The sequence below is a fragment of the Algibacter mikhailovii genome (assembly GCF_014651495.1).
Taxonomy (GTDB): Bacteria; Bacteroidota; Bacteroidia; order Flavobacteriales; family Flavobacteriaceae; genus Algibacter_E; species Algibacter_E mikhailovii.
This window is the reverse complement of the sequence record NZ_BMWZ01000006.1, coordinates 81,266-101,322: the sequence shown is the minus strand read 5'-3', so window position 1 is coordinate 101,322 and position 20,057 is coordinate 81,266. Positions and strand designations below refer to the sequence as shown.

Genomic DNA, 20,057 nt, shown 5'->3' with positions numbered 1-20,057 from the left:
GCAGTAATGATAGACCTATTGATTCATGAATTTCTACTACCCCTTCTTCAAGTCGGCATTTACAAAGTACATTTTCATTTTACCTCGATTCTTAACGTCAAATTCACCCCTATATTCACATTCAAAATCATCTTTAATTAATTGATACGTTAATTCCCCAATATTAATTCTTCCAATATCTGACATGGACTCCATTCTTGAAGCCACATTAACCGTATCACCCCAAATATCATAAGCTATTTTTTTTGTACCTACTACTCCGGCAACAACAGGCCCAGAGTTTATCCCTACACGAATATCAAAGTTTGCATAATCTTTTGACACGTCTTCCCGCACTTTATTCACAAAATCATTCATTTCCATGGCAGCACGTATAGTCTGTTTGGCATGGTTTTTAGATGGATAAGGTAGGCCGCCTGCGCACATATAAGCATCACCAATGGTCTTTATTTTTTCCAGTCCGTATTTATCTATTATATTATCAAATTCAGAAAAATAAAACCCAAGACTCTTTACCAAAAGTTCGGGTGATAGCTCCTCTGCATAATTTGTGAACCCTTTAAAATCAGTAAACAGCACACTCACCGAATCGAACTTCATAGCCTTTACACTGCCAGAATCTTTTAACTCTTGTGCCGTTTGCTCTGGTAGAATATTTAATAAAAGTTTATCAGACCGATTACGCTCTTTTTCAATGATCTTTTTAGTTTTACTTATAAAAATTGTCCTGCGGTATAAACCAATGGCGAGAATGACTATTAAAAACAAAGCCACACCAATAGCTATGGCTATATTTCCTTTGTTTTGCTCTTTTTCTCTTGCCAAATCCAGTTCTTTTTGTTTCTGAGCCAAATCACTTTCATGCCTAATTTTTGCGATTTCTCTAACGGCTCCAATGTTCTTTACACTATCTCTGTATACGATGTAATTCTTATAATTATCAAATGAGCGTTTAATATTTCCATTGTTTTCATGAAGTTCTGACAATTTCAAATAGGCATCTGCTATCTGGTCTTTCAGACCATATTTCTTGGCAATGTTTAAACTATTTGAAGTATAGGACAGTGCTTGCGTGTTATCTCCTCGCTCCAAGTAAATATCAGACATATACATAAAGAATACACTAATGGCATAATATTCTCCGAGTTCCTCTAATAAATGGATTGCCTTGTTAATATTAACTTCAGCCTCTTCAGTCCTCTTCAGCTGGGCATAAGCCAACCCTTTATTTCCGATGTTAAAAGCTAGCCCTCGTTTATCCTCTAATGCCCGCCATATTTTTCCTGATTCTTCAAAATAATAAAGCGCTGAATCTGGTTGAGCCAAATTTAAATTGTACTCGTCACCTAAATTCTCAATGGCCGCTGCATAATAGCCTTTATCGTCAATATTTTTAAGAACATCTATAGCTTTTTTGTAATAAAGGATGGTATTATTCTTGTTCTCCATAACCGAATACACAGCAGCAATAGATATATACAAACCTCCTAAAAGTTCAGTGTCATTTATTTCCTTACTTAATGCAATACCTTGCATAAACACTTCTATAGCAAGGCTTAAATCCCCCTTAATAGTTAAAGCATATCCTTTTGCCTGCAGAGCTGTAATGATATCTTCCTTAGAATTTTGAGATTTCGCTAAAAGCAACAATTTATCGCTATAAAATATGCTTTTATCTGGGTCTGGATGTTTTACAGCTAGCCCTTCTAAAACAGACATCTGCTCAGAAACACTAAGATTAGGATTAAGATATCTATTTTCTAAACTATCTATTATAGATTTATATTGACTCCATCCTTCTGTGACTAAACCCAAAAAGAGAATAACAAAAATAAATCTGAAAAGTTTGTTTGGTTGCAAAGGCACATTAGATAAGTTTAACTTATTTATCGGATAAAGAATCAGTAAGAATGCCTGGCCTTGGTCTAATACTTATTTTAGGATCTATTTTATAATGGCCATTAGCTCTTTTAGCTCTTTTTATTTTAAAAATAATGTCATACTCATAATCAGAGCCATCTTTAGCACCTCCCATGACTTTAGCATCCACTTTCTTAGACCAGAATGGGGAACCATGATCTTTATGTTTAAATATCCTATCACCTTTATTATACTTTACTTTTTTTATATTCACCGTGTTTTTAAAAAAATAAGAAGGCTTTCCTTTCCATATAATAATATCTCCGGGCCAAGCATTAACATTAAAATCCTCCAATTGTCCAGGAACTGAGGGGTTAACTCTTACACTATCTGACCTTTTGGCTTCAAAATGGCATGACTTCTGCCAATCAGTAGGATCAAAGTTTTTTGTATCGACTACCAACGAAATAGTAATGGTTACGGGGTCGGGATCAGGATCTGGTTTGGGAGTAGGTTGCGAGAAACAAAAAAAAGGAAATAAAAAGTAGAGGGCAACAATTGAAAATGTTTTAACAAGTGAATTCATGAGAGGTGGATCAATTAGTTAATAAACAGTTTACTACATACTCAATAAAATGTATTTATTTCCTACAATATAGTGAAAACCATAGACTTAAAAAAATAATCAAAGGATCTATTAAAAGGTTTTCTAAAGCGCTAGAAAAGAAATAAATTGTCAAAAAAAACAATGACCGTCTTCATATAAATTCTCAGCATCAAAAGCATAAGCAAAAAAAAGATACAAAATGAACTAAAACGTATTTACTTAAAAATGTGACACTTAACACTTAATCTAAATATCTTAACTTTGTTTAAAGCTAACTAGTAACGCCATTAAATAAACAGCATTATAATGATTAAAATTATTAGCCTTCTCTTATTTTGCCTTTTCGCATTCGCTTTAATTTCTTCTGGTAAGACTTATTCTAGAAAGGCTTCAGAAAAAACAGTTTTTAAATCAGCTCGATTTGATACCATACCCGTTACAGATGGTCCATATGTTTTTATTACTGGTGATAGCATTATAGAAAAGAAAATCAATAATGGCGTATTAAAGACGCAATCGTCTGCTTTGAGCTCTATAAAATCTCAATTTGACAACGCATCTTCAACTTATACTAATGCTTCTAAGATTGCTGCACTAAGTGATGTACACGGTCAATTTGATTTAACAAAAACCATTTTAGTCAATAATAGCATTATTGATGCGGATGAAAATTGGGCCTATGGAGATGGCCATTTGGTAATTGTAGGTGATGTTTTTGATCGTGGTCCTAAAGTCACCGAACTGCTGTGGTTAATTTACAAACTGGAAAAACAAGCTGAACAAGCTGGAGGCAAAGTTCATTATCTTTTGGGCAACCACGAATATATGGTAATGCGAAACGATTTGCGATATATTAATAAGAAATATAGAAAGACCGAAAGGATATTAAGAACGCATTATAACGAACTTTATGGGAATGAAACCCTTTTAGGAAGATGGCTCCGCTCTAAAGCCACCATATTACAAATAGACAATTATCTTTTTGTGCATGGCGGTATATCATTAGATTTCATAGATAGCGGGGTTACTATTGAAACAGCGAATCAAAAGATGAGGGCGTCTTTATTAGACGAAGCGACTGGAGCTACATGGGATTCCATTTACTTCGAATATAATAATACAGAGAGCCCTATTTGGTACCGTGGTTATTTTAGTGAAGCCTTTAAAAAAGGGGAACTAAAAAAAATACTTAAATCTTTAAAGGTGGATCACATCATTGTTGGGCATACCTCACAAGAACAAATAGAATCTTTATTTAATAATAAGATTTTGGCAGTGGATACCAGTATAAAAAATGGGGTTTCTGGGGAAATTCTTTTTATAGAAAATGGTCTTTTTTATCGCGGACTAAAAAATGGTAAGAAAGTTGAAATAGTAAAATAAAAAACGCCAACATTCTACACTATATCGAAAGTAGAATAGCCATTGCGAGAAGATGTTCCGGTGTTCTATTTAGTGCGTGCTACCCTAACAATGTTATTTGAAAATTTGGTATCACTATTTAAAATTTCATAAAATTCTGCGATATAACTTTTAGCGTGCTCATATTCGGTATTGCTATCAAAGAAAGGTTTACATGCTTCCATTATATTAAAAATAGCGTCTTTCTGACTTAAGAATTCTTGTCTTACTGTTTGAAAGACATCTTCCGGATGTTTAAAACCGCGATAAAGGCGATGGCGAACATTGTCTATTGGTAATGTTTTATTGCCAATTTGTGATACTACGGCATAATTAGCATTTACCAAACCAGACATGTCAAAATCATAAGGTACCGGTATTGTATTTTTATCTATAAAAAAAAGCTTAACATTATGTCCATATGCCGAGGAATAGTCAGTATTACCAATCATGTACTGAAAAAGAGCATTCCTAACAGAGCATAGGCCTTCCTGCCCTAAAGGATGGACTTTAATGTTCAACACATTACCATTATGTCTTTTAGCAACTACCTTATCATCTTCAATTAAAAACCCCATAAACTCATGTTTTTTTGGCTTTTTACTCTTAACATCTATATAATCTATATCCAACAACCGCGTTTTAAAATGATAGGGTGAAAGTTGCTCATAAAACTTATAAGCCATATACTCTTTAACCACCTTATTACTATTACCAGAACGCACATAACATGGCATCACCATTTTCAATTGCTTGCTCCCCTTAAAAATTGTGCCTTTAGCAGAGTCTTTTTTAATTTTTAATTTTAATGGTGTATAAGTACAATTCTTATATCTGAATTCCCCCCTACCTCGCAAATTCAATTGTAATGTTTTCCATTTCCCTTTAGAAGTCTGATACTCAAAAATAGTGGGAATATAAACACTGTCATTTGTCTCTCTTTTTATGGCTTTACTAGAATAGCTCATTTTAACAGGAACCACGCGTTCACTTCGAAAAAGTTTTGCAACCTCAGGAATTTTAATGCTATCAGAATCAATTTGAGCGAAACCGGGCATGCCGTAGAAAAAATAATAAAAAACCAGTATAGAGATTATTTGTTTTTTCATAAGATTGTAATTAAATTTAGATATTATAAAATATTAATTTTAAGCACATTAACCAATATATTTCCATATTAAATCACAGAACTGTAATTGTTACAATTATTTCAATTGTGGTTACATTTCTGGCGTATTCTTTTAATATTCGTTTTAATGTGGATCTCACATTATTACATATTGCCATAATCTTTCCACTTGTTTTTACCATTCGTGGCTCTTTTAGACGTCGCGAAAAAGCCTTAGAGCATCTTAGCGCCTTCCGTTCTAACTTAAAAACCGTTCAGGCCTTCTTGATGAGCAATAACGGGTTAACAGAACAAGAAAAAACTGAAAGCGTAGATATCTTAATTGAAATTAATGAAACCGTACTGCAGCACTTGGCAAAAACCACATATTCATTAAAAGAATTAGACATCATTACTGATAAGGTATTTCAATTTACATTAGAGAAAGATTCCTCCTTGAAAAGGAGTCTGCGCGATAAAGTATTTCGATTTATGAGGGATGTGCATCGCTCTATCGAGAATTTGCACTCCATACACTCTCACAGAACTCCAATTAGTTTAAAAGCCTACTGTGGGGTCTTTGTTTATGTCTTTCCTTTCATCTATGCACCAACCATTATCTACGCCGTAGACTCAGAATCCTTATACTGGGTTGTTTATATCGTTGTTATTCTTACCGAGTTTATACTTATCTCCTTATATAATATTCAAGACGACCTGGAATACCCTTTTGATAATATAGGTACAGATGATATTAACTTAGATAATTTTAAAATTTCCAGATAATACCCTTCTTTACTTTTTATTTTGTTTTATCCATATTATTAACATTTTAAATTTTAAAACAATTCATTTTATATTATATATTACTTTTTTACGACGATTTGTTTTTGATATCGTTCACCGTCTTTACCTAGAATCAATATAAAGTATGAACCATTAGACAACGTATTGATATTAATCCTATCGGCATTAATTATTTTATTGACAGGTATTCTTTTTATCATTCTTCCAGATAAATCATACAATTCATAAGAATTGATATTAACCGGATTATTAAAACTCAGGTTTACTTCATGTTTTGCAGGGTTTGGGAACAGTGCAAATTCATTAACTATAACCTCAGGCTCAACCGACAATACTCCCGAAATAGTAGCAGATCGTCCAATAATCTCTATGGCTGAAACGGTTGGCTGACCTGCGCTATGTTCTCCAAGCGCATTAAAGTTTATATCTAAGGCCCCACCTGAAACATTGACATTAAACGTTTTGACGACTACGGTCTCAGCCCCAATTTCGGCATAGATATCATAATTTTCCAGTTCTTTTTTTCCTTCTATGGTAACATCAAAAACACGATTACCAGCCCCTCCTATTCCAAAACCTACTACACCCCAATAAATCTCAACAAAATGCAATTTCACAACATAAACCCCATCTTCTAACGGTATGCTATAATCAAATTCTGAGGTATTCGAAATTCGTTGCGTTTGATAAAAGTTAGGTACCGCAGCCATGGAGTTCTTATAAACTTGTCCACCTGAAAAGAATTCATCGGAGTCAAAGGTTTTCCCTTCCATATTCCCTTCGGAGCCCCCAGTATTTAAGCGCAGTGCAAATTCTATTGGTACATCTACTGCAATGCTAATGGTATCGCTTTCACCTTCCTCATCATATACTGTTAAGGTTACCGTGTATACCATACCGGCTACAAATTCATGAATCGGCGATTCTAAATCACTTGTTGAACCATCTCCAAAATCCCATAAATAGGCCGAAATAGCTTTATCATCTTTAGATCCATCCGCATCAAAAGCAACTGCTATTGATTCTGTCCCCACTATAACCTCTGAGTTTATGGCTGCTGTTGGAGCTTCATTTGCTTTAGGTGCTTCTACCAAAATTTTTACTGTATCCTTATCACTTTGTCCTTCCTCATCATAAACAGTTAGCGTTACCAAATATTCTCCGGGTTCTGTAAAAATATATGTAGCTAACTCTGAATCACTTGTTTCTTCATCACAAAACTCCCATAAATACCCCGTAATTCTATTGTCATCTTTTGATTTACTGGCATTAAACATAACCGTTAAAGGTGCAGTTCCACCAGTAACATCTGATTCAGCTACAGCCATTGGCGGTGCGGATGGGATGGATTCATCACATGATTCCGCATTGGAACTCATATCCGATTCGGAAGCATATTCACATCCTGGTGTAAGTATTTCCCATTTTAGTGCTCCACCATTGGTGTAAATTTCAAAGGTGTGCGTTCCTTGTAAAAATTCCTCAGGAGGATTCCCAACAAATTCAGCATCTCCAACAAAACGATTATTAGAACCATTAGGAACGTAAATTGGAACATTTAATTTGTTGGTATATTCAAATCGTAATACGTTGACCATGTTGGGGTTATTGGCCAGCGAAGCTTTACTTTGACATAATCCGGTAATCATGATATGATCATCACATTTTACTTTTGGATTAATAAATAAGACCGTAGGTGACTGTGTGATTTCGTAGTTTTCATAACCCCATACTTTAGATAAATCTGCATAAACATTATAAGTTCCACAATTCAAAGGACCAGATTGAACTACCCCGTTTTGGTCTTTGATAATGAAATCAGTTATAGAAGGACACTGGTCTTCACAGACCAGCCCATTTGCTGACACTTTAAAATTTGGCAAAGGATCTCCATGAGTAATAACAACCGATTCCATTTCAATATGGAGCTTGGTCTTATTAACTATCAAATTTCCTGTTTTATACGTAATAGTGTAATTATTGTTCATTAATTCAGTACTTACCGTAATAGTAGTATCCGAAGTACAGGAGTCCGTCGGTGTGAATTTCAGATCACATAAAATATCAGAAATTTTATCATTATAGGGCAAAACTTCTGGACTTGTACTAACTGTAAAAACAGGTAGTTCAGCTCCGTACGTAATAACGGCGTCATCCGGCGTAATAGTAAGGCAAAATGGTTTAACCTTTAGCAAACCTGTATTTACAAACGTTATATCATAATTAGAAGAACTATTGCTTGCCGCCCCTTTAATAGGATATGGACTTCCTGAAACTGAGTAAGGTCCATTGTCTAAATTGTAATTTATTCCATCGGGAAAAACATCTTCAAAAGTATCATTATATCGCAAGCCCTCTAAAGTTCCACTTGGAGTAATAGGCTCATCACCATAAGTAATGTCTAAATCCTCTGTTGTAAATGTGAGGTCTGCGGGCAAGATTTTAAGTGGGGTTGGTTCATATTTTATTTCAAAATTAGAATCTAAGACACCTCCAGCCATAACATATTGCGTACCCGCCTCTATCCCAGTAAGGACATTTATTGGTCTAATATCTATGGGTACATCACTTAAGGCGTCATCGCCGTTCAATATGACATCTATATTTTGGAAGGCATTAAAAACTGGAGCGCTTTCACTATTCACCAAAGAAATGCCATTTACAAAAGCGGAACCATTCACCAAAGAAATACCATTTACCAATGATATACCATTGACCAATGAAATCCCGTTTACTAATGAAATACCATTGACCAATGAAATACCATTAACCAAGGAAAACCCGTTTACCAACGAAAATCCATTAACCAAGGATATACCATCTGTAATTGATGAAAAATTACCATTGGCATTATCATTAGAAAAGAGATCTGCACCAAATTCCACAACCTTTTCTGTACCGGTACCATTAACAAGTGAAAAACCATTCTGTTCTACTGTTTCTGACTGCTCAATAGTACTTTGTGAGACAAAAAATGTTTTATTAACTAGAGAAATACCGTTGATAGTTGGTTCGTTATTCACTAAGGAAATACCATTTACCAATGAAATACCATTAACCAAGGATATACCATTGACCAAGGACTGTGCGGTTACATGGCTGGCTACAAAGTTATTGGCCACTTCTGCATCTATAACAAGATCTGTTTCATCCGGATTACCAAAAATATAGTCAAAATCTATTTCTGGTAATGGGTCGCCATAAATTATATCATCCATAACTTTGGGTTTGATGGTGACTTGCATGGGTGTTATATTCAGTACGCCGGGTTCAATAATTAAATTATATAATTCCAATAACCCCATATCCACATTGGCCAATTCTAATTCGATGGCATAAATACCAACATTAGCAATAGCATCTGCCGCCGTTGTAAGTGAAACTGATGGTAATAATAGTTCTAACTCTTCCGGAGAAAGTGAAGTATCTGTATCCCCAACCTTGGTGGTGAAAGTAAACTCCGGATTTTCTTCCCCATACCTTCTTGAAGCATTATTAACTTGCACTACCACATCGGTTAATGTAGGCGTGTTAAAAGTTAATTCTTCTGAAGCGCCTCCGTCTAATCCATTGGTAGATGGTGCAGGTTTAGTTAAAACAGAAATTGACGGATTACCATAGAATTCAGGTATAGTAGCCTTCAATGTCTTCTTGTCTACGAATGTTGTTTCCAATGCATCACCTCTAAATTGAACCACAGAAGATTCCATAAAAGAATCGCCTTCCAAAACAAGCTCAAAGGATATTTCACCTGGGGCATATTGAGTCGTATCCAAATTTTCAAGATTAAAAGCATTGAGCTTTGGAGTAGGGTTAGAAAAAGTACCAATGGCCTTATCTGTAGATAAAAATCCATGACCTGTCTTGGTATCAAATCCGGGGATCCCCATATCAGTAGCGCTGCTAGTAAGTAAACTACGAATACTTAAATCTGCATCTGAATTAGTAAGGTCAACACCAAATTTTGCTTTAGCTTCAATAATCAAAGCCACAGCCCCAGCGGCATGTGGTGCTGAAGCAGACGTACCAAAGAAATTAGGTAATGAATTTCCTTCTAAATCTGGAGCACCTAAATTCACTGAGGTATCTCCTCCTGTAGGCGCCATTATATCCGGTTTATTTCTTAGCTGCCCATTAGTTAAAGTACCGCCCAAAGAGGATGATTGCTGCGCCATAAGTGCCCCTCCAAAATTTGGCGTATTGTCATAGCGCACAGCTCCAACGGTTATAGCACTTTCCGCGTTGGCATGACCAACAATGGTTGAGCTATTGGCCTGCGGAACAGCTTCAAAGTTTCCACTTTCACCTGCCCTAAAAACAACATATTTAAACATTGGAGGAGGACCAGAGCCACCCACCCGCTCTATAATAATATTGGTCGTTGTGGGATTAATTACTGTAAATGGCATAATTTCTATTGGATCTGCCCCCGTATTATTCCGGTTAAACCCATACTCAATAGCACCAGTATCACCGGCTAGATAAATATCTAAATCATTCACAGCACCGTTATTGGCACCTAATGAATAAAAGTCGTCGTCCCACTGCAAGGCAATAATATAAGATCCCTCTTCCAATTGGAGCTGTTGCATTGCATTATTACCACCAAAATCATGGCGTACAGGATTTTCGGAAGACGCCATAAAAGTAGACTCATAAGACCTTGAACCAAAATTTCCCGCGGATGTCAAATAGCTCACTCCATTTGCTGTGGCTTCATTGATTGCTTTAGCTACAATACCATCCCTAAAATAAGGCGCCTTAATATAGGTGAGGTCATCTACAATAACATCGCAATTTAAAGCCACCAATTCTGCGATAGCAGCGGCCATATTTCCTTCAGAAATAAATCCAGTTCTAAAGTACAACTCTGCATCTGGAGCCACGTCATGAACAATCTGTAGCATGGCACGTCCTTCATCACTTGCAACGCCAAAAGGATAGTCTCTCACAACGGTGACAGGATTTGAAGCTCCAGGCAGATCTCCATTATTAATATCTGTTTGAACAGTAGTGCTAAATCCACTAATTAATCCAGATTTTCTATCATAGCTATCAGATATCACACCTACTTTAACACCTGACCCACTTACCCCCCATCCTTGTCTGGCCAAATTGGAATTTTGGGCAATATCACCTTGACTTTCAATAAGTCCTTCATTAGTTAATGGGGGAGACACCTCATAAACTTGATTAATAATATCAGATCTTGGATTAAGCGCCGCTAAATTTTCTACAGGAAAAAATACGGTAATAACCCTTTCATCATCTTTAGGATTATAAACATCTTCAATAAAATCAGAAGTGCTGATTCCAAAGGTGCTTAAAAAAGATACCACAGCATCGAATTGACCGTTGAATGTAACAATTTCTATCAAAACCTCATCATTCTCATTGACAAGGTAAATTAACTTATTGGCAGACGCCTCTTCATCATAATTTTCTAAAAGGGATGTCAAAGCGGATCCTATGATATCATCAACCTTAATTTCGGCCGGGTATGCAGGACGAATATCACAATTAACAACGATACACTCACAAACTTGGTCAACGTCGGCCTCTGTACTTGGAGCGCCGGGCAGACCAAGTCCATCTTTACTATAAAAATAAAGAACACTACCCTCCCAAGAACCAGTATTCTTTATATTGCCGTTCTCACTTTTTATACTTCCATTACCTGACACTCTATCCTTACTTATAAAATCGCCATCTGATAGTCTAACACAGGCATCACTCAATATCAATTGGCAATTATTAATAAAACCACCTTTTTTTACAAATAACGCTTTGGTCAATTCAATAATGCCTTTATTGATTAGATCGCCTGGCCCCATTTCAATCTGGGCATGATCCGCTAATAACAAGGCGCCACTATCAATCTCCATGTTGCACATACTAGTGAACTTGGCATTATTTAATACTTTCAGTTTCGCCTTATTGTTTAACTTTATTGGAATATTAGACGTGTAGACGATATTATGATTAATAGTTATTGTGCAATTATCCACCACACTATTTGGATAAGGATTAGCATTACAGTCACCTCCTGAACAATTCCATGCTGCAGGGTCTTCCCAGTTGGTAGATAATCCTGTAGTGGTATAATTCTGCCCATTTAATAACAAGGGACTCATAAAAAAAATGAAACTTGCTAAACTAAGGGAAAGTTTCATTTTGGTTAAAAAAGAGAATTGTGTAATTGTTGAATACATAGCTTTTGATTTAACAGTTATACCATATCCTTTTCTAACAAAGCTTAGAAAAGACATTTTAAGTTAAATCTAGAATGGAGCGTGTTGCTATATATACTACTTAGGAAGAAACAAGATAATGCTTATCAAGCTAAAAAAAAATTATTTGAAGAATAAATTCAGTTAAAAACTAAGCCATAAATACATATCATAAATTTTATTCTATAATTAATCATAATTATATGCAAAAATAGGGTGAACCACCTGTATTCCTAAAACTCATTAAATTCATGAATCCGTAGATAACATTTTATCATTCGTTGCGCACAAACTAATACAACGTTGCAATAAATACTTTGTAATTCATGGAAAGAATATATTATAGTCTGAAGTTCTCTATAATATTTCTATAAGGTAAGGCCTTGGATTTGTTCTAAAAACCTACTACTTATCATTAATTTGTTCGAGCTGTATAGCCTTGAGTTCTTTCAGTTTTATTAACTTTAGTTTCCGTCTGTTCCATTTAGCATAAAGGGTATGGAATTCATGACTTTCTAAAAAGCTAATTTGTAAATCCAACCATTCCCTATCGGACTTAATAAGACCGAAATGCAATAACTCTTGATGCAAATTTTCACTAAGATCATCGTAATGTTCTCTACCCAAGTAATCCAAGTCTGCATCTGCTATAATCTTTTCATAAAAGGTCTTTGGTTTCTGGGGCACCTCTGTGGCCCGTATCATCCCGTTTACAATATCTATTTCTTCAGTTGTAAGTACAGGTTTAAGCATGGGTTCTAGTAACTGGATACTAAGTTCTTCGTGGTCAATTGATGACACCGTATACCCAAAATCATGTCCTACTGCAGCAATTCTGATGAGTTTTGCCATATGGTCATCAACCTTATAAATCTTAATATATTTATCACATACATTCGAAACATCTATAATATGATCATAGCAGTGATAGCTCAAATAGGGCGCTAATTTCTGCTTTAATTCATCTAGAATTTGGAAACAGACGTCTGGATATGCATTTTTGTTTTCAAGGGTCATGTAGTCGCGATTCTTAGTATAGTAATCTATCAATTCTCTAATTTACATTTCTCGATTATCCCAAAAATCGATTAAAATTAATACTCATTTGTAATAGCAATATATTAAAATAATATTTTATGAGATTATATCATCAGCTTTTTCTTCGGCATAATACATTTTAAGCAATTTATCATTCTTTGCCTTAATCACCCCTCTATACTTAAAGCGATGTCTATCTTTTAAAAGTTGATACGTGTACTCTGAAACATTAATTTTACCCGGTTCTGAATTGCTTTCCATACGTGCAGCAATATTAACGGTATTCCCCCAAAGGTCATACTGAAACTTTTTAGTACCAACCACCCCCGCCACTACAGGCCCTGTGTTAATACCTATACGAACCTCAAAAGGATATATACCCTTAGGCGGATTCTTTTTTGTTTCCTTAACAAACTCCAATATTTCTAAGGCAGCAAAAACAGTGTCTTCTGCATGTGTTGAATTCTCGGTAGGAAGTCCTCCAGCACACATATACGCGTCACCAATAGTTTTAATTTTCTCTAAATTGTGTTTTTCCGTAATATCATCAAATTTCTTAAAAAAATAATCTAAATTTTTCACTAAATGTTCTGGTGAAATACCTTCAGCAACCACTGAGAATTCCTTGAAATCTGTAAAAAGCACAGTAACTTCTTTAAAGAATTTTGCCTTAATAGAACCGTGTTCTTTGAGTTCTTCTGCTGTTTCTTTGGGAAGGATGTTTAATAAAATATTTTCACTTTTATTACGTTCTTCCGCAATACGCAAATTAGATTTTTGGATGAATCGATACCGTGAAAAAACCCCTCCTACCATGGCCAAAAGCAGTGCAGCAAGCGCATATAGTAACCTTTTAGACGCTGTTGTACTTTCAATTTGAGTTTGTTTCAATTCGTTATCTGCATTTAGAAGAAGGATTTCTCGTTGCTTATTTTCAAGATCAAACTGTAAACGCATTACCCCTAAAGTTTCTTCGTAAGATTCATCTTTAATAATCTCACTTATTGAAGTAACAAGTTGTTGGTAGTTAAACGCATTTTCATAATCCTCAATACCTGAATACGCTTTAACCAGCGCCTCATACGCATTCTTTTTATCCCTGTTAACACCCGTAATCTCTGTAATTTTAAGCCCCTTCTTTATATAAGCTATGGCCTGTGAGTAAGACTTCTGCGCTATAAAAATTTCACCTAAGCTAATCAAAGCCTTAGTTTTCTCCAATTTAGCATCATTGCGGTCTGCTGCATCTATCGCCTTAATCTGATAACCTTTGGCCATGTCATATTGCTTGAGTTCGAGGTAAGCCTTACCAAAGAGGTTATAAGTATAAGATAAATTACTCCCTGATCTGGTATAGGCTTCTAAGGCTTCATTAAGATGAGGCAAGGCCTCTTCTTGTCTATTACTTTTTAAAAGTAAATCGGCCATATTGATTGCAACAGCACCTACCCCATCATCATAATTCATATTACTAAAGATAATCTTGGATTTTTCAAATGATTCAAATGCATCGTCATAGGTCATTTCTTCATTAGAATAAACCCCACCTATATTTAAATAAACTGTTCCTAGCCTAAGAGAATCTTGTATCTCTTCAGCAATCTTAGCAGACCTTATAAAATAGTCTAAAGCGGTAGGATCATCACCTTTTGTTTGATAAACGGCCCCTAGATTACTTAGTAAATTACTGACCCCGTTTTCATCATTGATTTCTTCAAAAATAGATAATGACGTTTCCCAATGCCTTAAAACATCAAGAAATTCTCCTTTCATATAATAAGCAAGCCCCATATTTTTATGGGCATATGCTAATCCTTTCTGAAATTCAATATCTGTAGCAAGGTCAATTGCCTTTCTGGAATAAACCATGGATGAATCTGGTTCTGATGCATAAAGCTTAGAGGCTATTTCTAAATATAAATTAACTTTTGTACTATCATTGGCTTGTTGGCTAGCAAGATGCTTAAGTTCTAATATACTTTGGTCATTTTGACCATAAGTATTTAGTACACAAAAAAGTAGAATAAAGAAATAAGGAATGAATCGATTAATCAAGGTCACGTATTAATAAGTTCGTCTTCATTGTTAAATTTAGGAAAATATTCCTGACAAACCTACTTATTTATTCTTTTTCACAAGATAATCAGGCAGTTATACAAAACTCACTGCGGTAATTCTTAGGACTATAAATACAATAATTGTCTATTATTAAAGGATTGATAGACGAACTAAGACTTGTAATTTTCTAGCTACACTACTCTAATATTTGTTGTATTTGTTTACAAAAAATCATAAAATAATAGTATTCTTAGCTCAATAACCAAAAGCTTTAAACTAGACACAAATTTTATTTTGATTGACTGCAAATACTCTTATATGAGACATTTAAAAATAGTAAAGACACTTGTCCCATTGAGAACACAGATTTACCCCTTTGTAGGGAACTAAATCCTAATAAAAAGTAGCAAAAAAAAAGTCGAACTTGAAATAAGTTCGACTTTTTGTCGGGGTGGCAGGATTCGAACCTGCGACCTCCGCGTCCCAAACGCGGCGCGATAACCGGGCTACGCTACACCCCGATTGTGGTTATCTGTTGCGGAGAGACAGGGATTCGAACCCTGGGTACCTATTTCTAGGTACGACGATTTAGCAAACCGCTCCTTTCGGCCACTCAGGCACCTCTCCAGTAATATTTTATTAAGAACTTTACATTTATCTTAAATGCGGATGCAAATGTAGCTTTTCATCTTAAAGAACACAAGTATTTTTTTTGATTTTTTTTGATTTTATTCTGGGTATTCAATTCTTAAATGATAAATATTTGCAAGCTTGTGCTTTAGCACTTTTTTTATAGACCGAATTTCCTTAAAAGTAATGTCCGCATTCAGAAACTGCTCTTCCTCAATCTGCTTATTAATGATATTTTCAACAAAAGCTTCAATTTTTGTAGAAGTTGGTTCTTTTAAACTTTTTGAAGCCGCTTCTATACTATCACACATCATCAAAATGGCTGTTTCTTTACTGAATGGTTTTGGCCCAGGATAACAAAAAAGTGCTTTATCAACCTCATCATTAGGAAATGCCTTTTTCTCTTGCATATAGAAATAATAAACAACGCTTGTTCCATGGTGGGTTCTTATAAAATCAATAACCCTATCTGGCAAGTTATTCTTTCTAGCAATCTCAATACCATTTATAACATGATCTGTTATTATTCTCGCGCTTTCCTTGGAAGATAACTCATCATGAGGATTAATACCTGTAGACTGATTCTCTGTATAATATGTTGGGTTTTTCATTTTACCAATATCATGATACAAAGCCCCTACTCTAACTAACATAGCATTAGCGCCAATTTCATTAGCGGAAGCTTCTGCTAGGTTAGCAACATTCAATGAGTGATGAAACGTGCCTGGTGCTTTATTCGCAAGTTCTTTCAGTAATTTAGTGTTTGTATCTGATAATTCTAATAGTGATACATCAGAAACTAACCCAAACAACTTTTCATAGGCATAAATTAAGGGCTGCACAAACAAAGTAGCTAACCCACATAAAATAAACCAGATAAAAGTTTCCCATTTAAGGGTATCAATACTTCCCTCGTGGATAACAAAAAACGCAAAGTAAGCGACTATATATATAAGCGTAATTTGACCTACAGAAATAAACAAATTTGCACGCTTATATAACTCTGACACTGTTAAAATAGTTACAATCCCCGCAATTATTTGCAAGAACATATATTCATAACTATTTGGAACTACAAAACCTAGCAATAGTACCGTTAGAACATGGGCAAAAAGACCCAATCTGGCATCAAAAAATGCTTTAAAAACTAAAGGTAGGACGCAAATAGGAACAACATATATATATTTTGAATTATAATTTACTACCAGAGTTGTAATAAAAATTAGCAAAGAAATATTGAAGAATATAAAAGTAACTTTGGTATTGTTCTCAAAAACCTCTTTTCTGTATTTTCGTAAAAACAGCAATAACATGAGCAAAGCCAAAGCAACTAAAAGCGTATATGCAAAGAGAACCCAGTTGTAATTCGACTCACTCCAAACTTGTGATTCATACTCAGACTGTAATGACTTTAATATTTGAAATTTGTCTCCCTCTACAACTTCTCCTTTAGAAACAATCAAGGTCTCTCGGGCAACACTACCCCGAGAAAAGGCTATTTTTCCTAACTGATCTTGAAGCGCTTTCTCTGTAAACGTTTTATTAAACTCTAAGTTGGGGGTTACAAAATCGAAAAACAATGCCACAAAAGTCGCTTCATATTCAGATAAGTTACTTTCTACTAAAACCTTGCGTATAACAGGCGTTAGTTCATCCTGTAATACCAAATCACTAAAAACACCTTCTTGTTTTTTCTCTCGACCATCTAGTATAATAATACCTCTATCCGCTTCATAGGCATACTTTTCACTTGGCATACCAAACAAATAAACCTCTGAAATAATAGCCTCCCCTGCCTTGAATAATTTCCTATAGGTAGGCCTTGGGAATGAATCTAAAAACTGATTTTCAAAGAGTTTCCCGAAATCACCACTAACTTTAGAATAAACGCTAGCATCAACATCAAAATATAAAACACTATTATCCGTTACCGTCTTTTGCTCTAATGCAATCTCAGACTCACTTTTTTTGATCGCAAAATCAAAAGGGGCATATAAGTTTTCTGATTGCCAAGGTTTTCCCTTTTCAAAATTATATTTAAACTTGCCACTTTTAGGAAATAAATAAACGATCAAGAAAGTCGTAAAAACAAACAATAATGCCTTATACATTAAGGAATGATTTTTGTATAATTTATTTATGAAGTCTTTCATAGTCTTTCGGGCATTCCTTTATAATTGAAAAATATAGTAGCTGTTCATCAATTTGAATATCACAAAATTCTGAGCAATATCTATTTCATCTAAAAATCAAATGTAATAAAATTATCAACCCAAAGCATTATTATATAATGAAGGAATCGTTCATTTTTCTACTAAAAATCGTTATTTTCGCAAGTACTAAACTAAATTACTTAATTAATGATTAAAGAAGTAGTTATCGTGTCTGCAGCAAGAACGCCTATTGGAAGCTTTATGGGTAGTTTATCAACTATTCCTGCACCAAGATTAGGCGCAATAGCTATAAAAGGGGCCTTAGATAAAATTAATCTTGACACCAAGTTGGTTGATGAAGTTTTAATGGGCAATGTTGTTCAAGCAGGAACTGGACAGGCACCGGCAAGACAAGCTGCTATTTATGCTGGTATTGGAGACAATGTACCTTGTACCACCGTAAATAAGGTATGTGCATCGGGGATGAAAGCTGTAATGCAAGCTGCTCAAAGCATAGCTCTTGGTGATGCCGAAATTGTTGTTGCAGGAGGTATGGAAAACATGAGCCTTATTCCTCATTATATGCATGCTCGGGTAGGAACAAAATTTGGTCCTACAACTTTAATCGATGGTATGCAAAAAGACGGTTTAGTAGATGCCTATGACGAACTGGCGATGGGAGTTTGCGCAGATGCTTGTGCCGATAAATATGACTTTTCTAGGGAGGATCAAGACGCCTATGCAATACAGTCCTATAATAGGTCTAAAAAAGCATGGGAAGCTGGGAAGTTTCAGAATGAAGTTGTTCCTGTGGAGGTGCCACAGCGCCGGGGAACACCAATAATGGTAACTACAGATGAAGAATTCTCAAATGTCAAAATAGAAAAAATTCCTCAGCTACGACCGGCTTTCACTAAAAACGGTACGGTAACAGCTGCAAATGCTTCTACAATAAATGATGGTGCAGGAGCTATGGTTTTAATGAGCAAGGAAAAAGCGCAAGAGTTGGGCCTAAAACCACTGGCAAGGATAAGAAGTTATGCCGATGCCGCGCAGGAACCGGAATGGTTTACAACAGCTCCCGCAAAAGCTTTGCCTAAGGCCTTAAAAAAAGCTAATATTTCAATTGAAGATGTAGATTTTTTTGAATTCAATGAAGCTTTTTCTGTTGTAGGTTTAGCAAATATGAAACTACTAGGACTTAACGATAAACATGTAAATGTAAACGGAGGTGCGGTTTCATTAGGACATCCTTTAGGATGCTCCGGAGTTCGAATCATTATAACCTTACTGAACGTTCTGGAACAAAATGGTGGTAAAATTGGCGCTGCAGCAATTTGCAATGGTGGAGGTGGTGCTTCTTCAATTATCATTGAACTAAACTAGGAGCCTTTAATGCAATACGCTATTTGTCATTTAAGTATCGTTCCTCTTAGAGCAGAACCCTCGGATAGAAGTGAATTGGTTTCTCAAATTCTATATGGTGAATCATTCAAAATATTGGAAGAACGAAAAAACTGGAGCAAAATAAGACTTTCGTTTGACGGCTACCAAGGTTGGATAGACAATAAACAATACCATAAAATTTCTGAAAAGGAATACAGTGCTTTAGAAACAGAGACAACACTACTTTCCAAAGATTTAGTAGAATTTATTGAAGATGAGCATGAACAACTATTCCCTATCCCTTTAGGGGCAACATTAAATGGTTTGTCATTACTAAAGCATTCCTATGACGGAAATGCGGTACAAGGTCAGGTGGATAAATCAAATCTTATTCAAACATCAATTTTATACCTTAATTCACCTTATTTATGGGGCGGAAAGACACCTTTTGGTATTGATTGCTCGGGGTTTACCCAAATGGTTTATAAATTAATTGGTTATAAATTACTACGGGATGCCTCGCAACAAGCTACTCAAGGCGAAGCTCTTAGTTTTATTGAAGAGAGTGAACCTGGTGATTTAGCCTTTTTTGACAACAATGAAGGCATTATAACTCACGTCGGTATTATCATGAAAGACAATTATATTATTCATGCTCATGGTAAAGTAAGAATTGACAGGTTAGACCATTCAGGCATTTATAATATCGACAAAAACATGCATACGCACAAACTGCGCGTCATTAAAAAAATCATATAAAAAAAGCCGCTCATAAAGCG

General features: G+C 35.2%; 11 protein-coding genes and 2 tRNA genes. 4 read left to right on the top strand and 9 right to left on the bottom strand.

Going from position 1 to position 20,057, the window contains the following annotated elements; translation table 11 throughout:
- Window positions 1-36 precede the first annotated feature (36 nt).
- Together IE051_RS13355 and IE051_RS13350 are read right to left on the bottom strand one after the other, a co-directional pair.
- Window positions 37-1,860: an adenylate/guanylate cyclase domain-containing protein gene (locus IE051_RS13355; RefSeq protein WP_189361476.1), complete on the bottom strand. Its 1,824-nt coding sequence runs from the start codon at window positions 1,858-1,860 to the stop codon at window positions 37-39.
- A 22-nt stretch (window positions 1,861-1,882) separates the two neighbouring features.
- Window positions 1,883-2,446, bottom strand: a complete 564-nt coding sequence (locus tag IE051_RS13350; RefSeq protein ID WP_189361474.1) for a hypothetical protein — start codon at window positions 2,444-2,446, stop codon at window positions 1,883-1,885.
- A gap of 327 nt (window positions 2,447-2,773) precedes the next feature.
- Between IE051_RS13350 and IE051_RS13345 the strand changes: the two genes are divergently transcribed.
- On the top strand, window positions 2,774-3,850 hold the full coding sequence (locus IE051_RS13345; protein WP_189361472.1) for a metallophosphoesterase: 1,077 nt from the start codon (window positions 2,774-2,776) through the stop codon (window positions 3,848-3,850).
- 65 nt (window positions 3,851-3,915) lie between these two features.
- On the opposite strand, the gene IE051_RS13340 is transcribed toward IE051_RS13345, so the two are convergent.
- A complete protein-coding gene (locus IE051_RS13340) occupies window positions 3,916-4,977 on the bottom strand; it encodes a hypothetical protein (RefSeq protein WP_229796813.1) in 1,062 nt (353 codons plus the stop codon).
- A 149-nt stretch (window positions 4,978-5,126) separates the two neighbouring features.
- On the opposite strand from IE051_RS13340, the gene IE051_RS13335 reads away from it, so the two are divergent.
- Window positions 5,127-5,762, top strand: coding sequence for a hypothetical protein (locus tag IE051_RS13335; protein WP_229796812.1), 636 nt, complete (start codon window positions 5,127-5,129; stop codon window positions 5,760-5,762).
- Between the two features lie 80 nt (window positions 5,763-5,842).
- Here IE051_RS13335 and IE051_RS13330 read toward each other — a convergent pair whose 3' ends face one another.
- The 6 genes from IE051_RS13330 to IE051_RS13305 form a co-directional block, all read right to left on the bottom strand.
- Entirely contained in the window at window positions 5,843-11,917 is a 6,075-nt protein-coding gene (locus IE051_RS13330; protein WP_189361470.1) for a PKD domain-containing protein, read from the bottom strand.
- Between the two features lie 501 nt (window positions 11,918-12,418).
- Window positions 12,419-13,030 carry an HD domain-containing protein gene (locus IE051_RS13325; protein ID WP_189361468.1) on the bottom strand — a complete coding sequence of 204 codons (612 nt, stop codon included), beginning with the start codon at window positions 13,028-13,030 and terminating at the stop codon, window positions 12,419-12,421.
- Between the two features lie 117 nt (window positions 13,031-13,147).
- Window positions 13,148-15,106: an adenylate/guanylate cyclase domain-containing protein gene (locus tag IE051_RS13320; protein WP_189361466.1), complete on the bottom strand. Its 1,959-nt coding sequence runs from the start codon at window positions 15,104-15,106 to the stop codon at window positions 13,148-13,150.
- Window positions 15,107-15,555: 449 nt separating this feature from the next.
- Window positions 15,556-15,630: transfer RNA gene (locus tag IE051_RS13315), tRNA-Pro, on the bottom strand.
- Window positions 15,631-15,647: 17 nt separating this feature from the next.
- Window positions 15,648-15,736: transfer RNA gene (locus IE051_RS13310), tRNA-Ser, on the bottom strand.
- A 101-nt stretch (window positions 15,737-15,837) separates the two neighbouring features.
- Window positions 15,838-17,892 (bottom strand): HD family phosphohydrolase, encoded by a 2,055-nt coding sequence (locus tag IE051_RS13305; protein WP_189361465.1) that lies wholly within the window; start codon window positions 17,890-17,892, stop codon window positions 15,838-15,840.
- A gap of 207 nt (window positions 17,893-18,099) precedes the next feature.
- On the opposite strand from IE051_RS13305, the gene IE051_RS13300 reads away from it, so the two are divergent.
- Both IE051_RS13300 and IE051_RS13295 read left to right on the top strand, forming a co-directional pair.
- Window positions 18,100-19,278 (top strand): acetyl-CoA C-acyltransferase, encoded by a 1,179-nt coding sequence (locus IE051_RS13300; protein ID WP_189361463.1) that lies wholly within the window; start codon window positions 18,100-18,102, stop codon window positions 19,276-19,278.
- Window positions 19,279-19,287: 9 nt separating this feature from the next.
- Entirely contained in the window at window positions 19,288-20,037 is a 750-nt protein-coding gene (locus IE051_RS13295; RefSeq protein WP_189361461.1) for a C40 family peptidase, read from the top strand.
- Window positions 20,038-20,057: the final 20 nt, after the last annotated feature.

Bases quoted from the DNA above. Each gene is read 5' to 3' on its own strand.
- IE051_RS13350 (WP_189361474.1), bottom strand. From the start codon at position 2,446: ATGAATTCACTTGTTAAAACATTTTCAATTGTTGCCCTCTACTTTTTA.
- IE051_RS13345 (WP_189361472.1), top strand. From the start codon at position 2,774: ATGATTAAAATTATTAGCCTTCTCTTATTTTGCCTTTTCGCATTCGCT.
- IE051_RS13340 (WP_229796813.1), bottom strand. From the start codon at position 4,977: ATGAAAAAACAAATAATCTCTATACTGGTTTTTTATTATTTTTTCTAC.
- IE051_RS13330 (WP_189361470.1), bottom strand. From the start codon at position 11,917: ATGAGTCCCTTGTTATTAAATGGGCAGAATTATACCACTACAGGATTA.
- IE051_RS13325 (WP_189361468.1), bottom strand. From the start codon at position 13,030: ATGACCCTTGAAAACAAAAATGCATATCCAGACGTCTGTTTCCAAATT.
- IE051_RS13305 (WP_189361465.1), bottom strand. From the start codon at position 17,892: ATGAAAGACTTCATAAATAAATTATACAAAAATCATTCCTTAATGTAT.
- IE051_RS13300 (WP_189361463.1), top strand. From the start codon at position 18,100: ATGATTAAAGAAGTAGTTATCGTGTCTGCAGCAAGAACGCCTATTGGA.
- IE051_RS13295 (WP_189361461.1), top strand. From the start codon at position 19,288: ATGCAATACGCTATTTGTCATTTAAGTATCGTTCCTCTTAGAGCAGAA.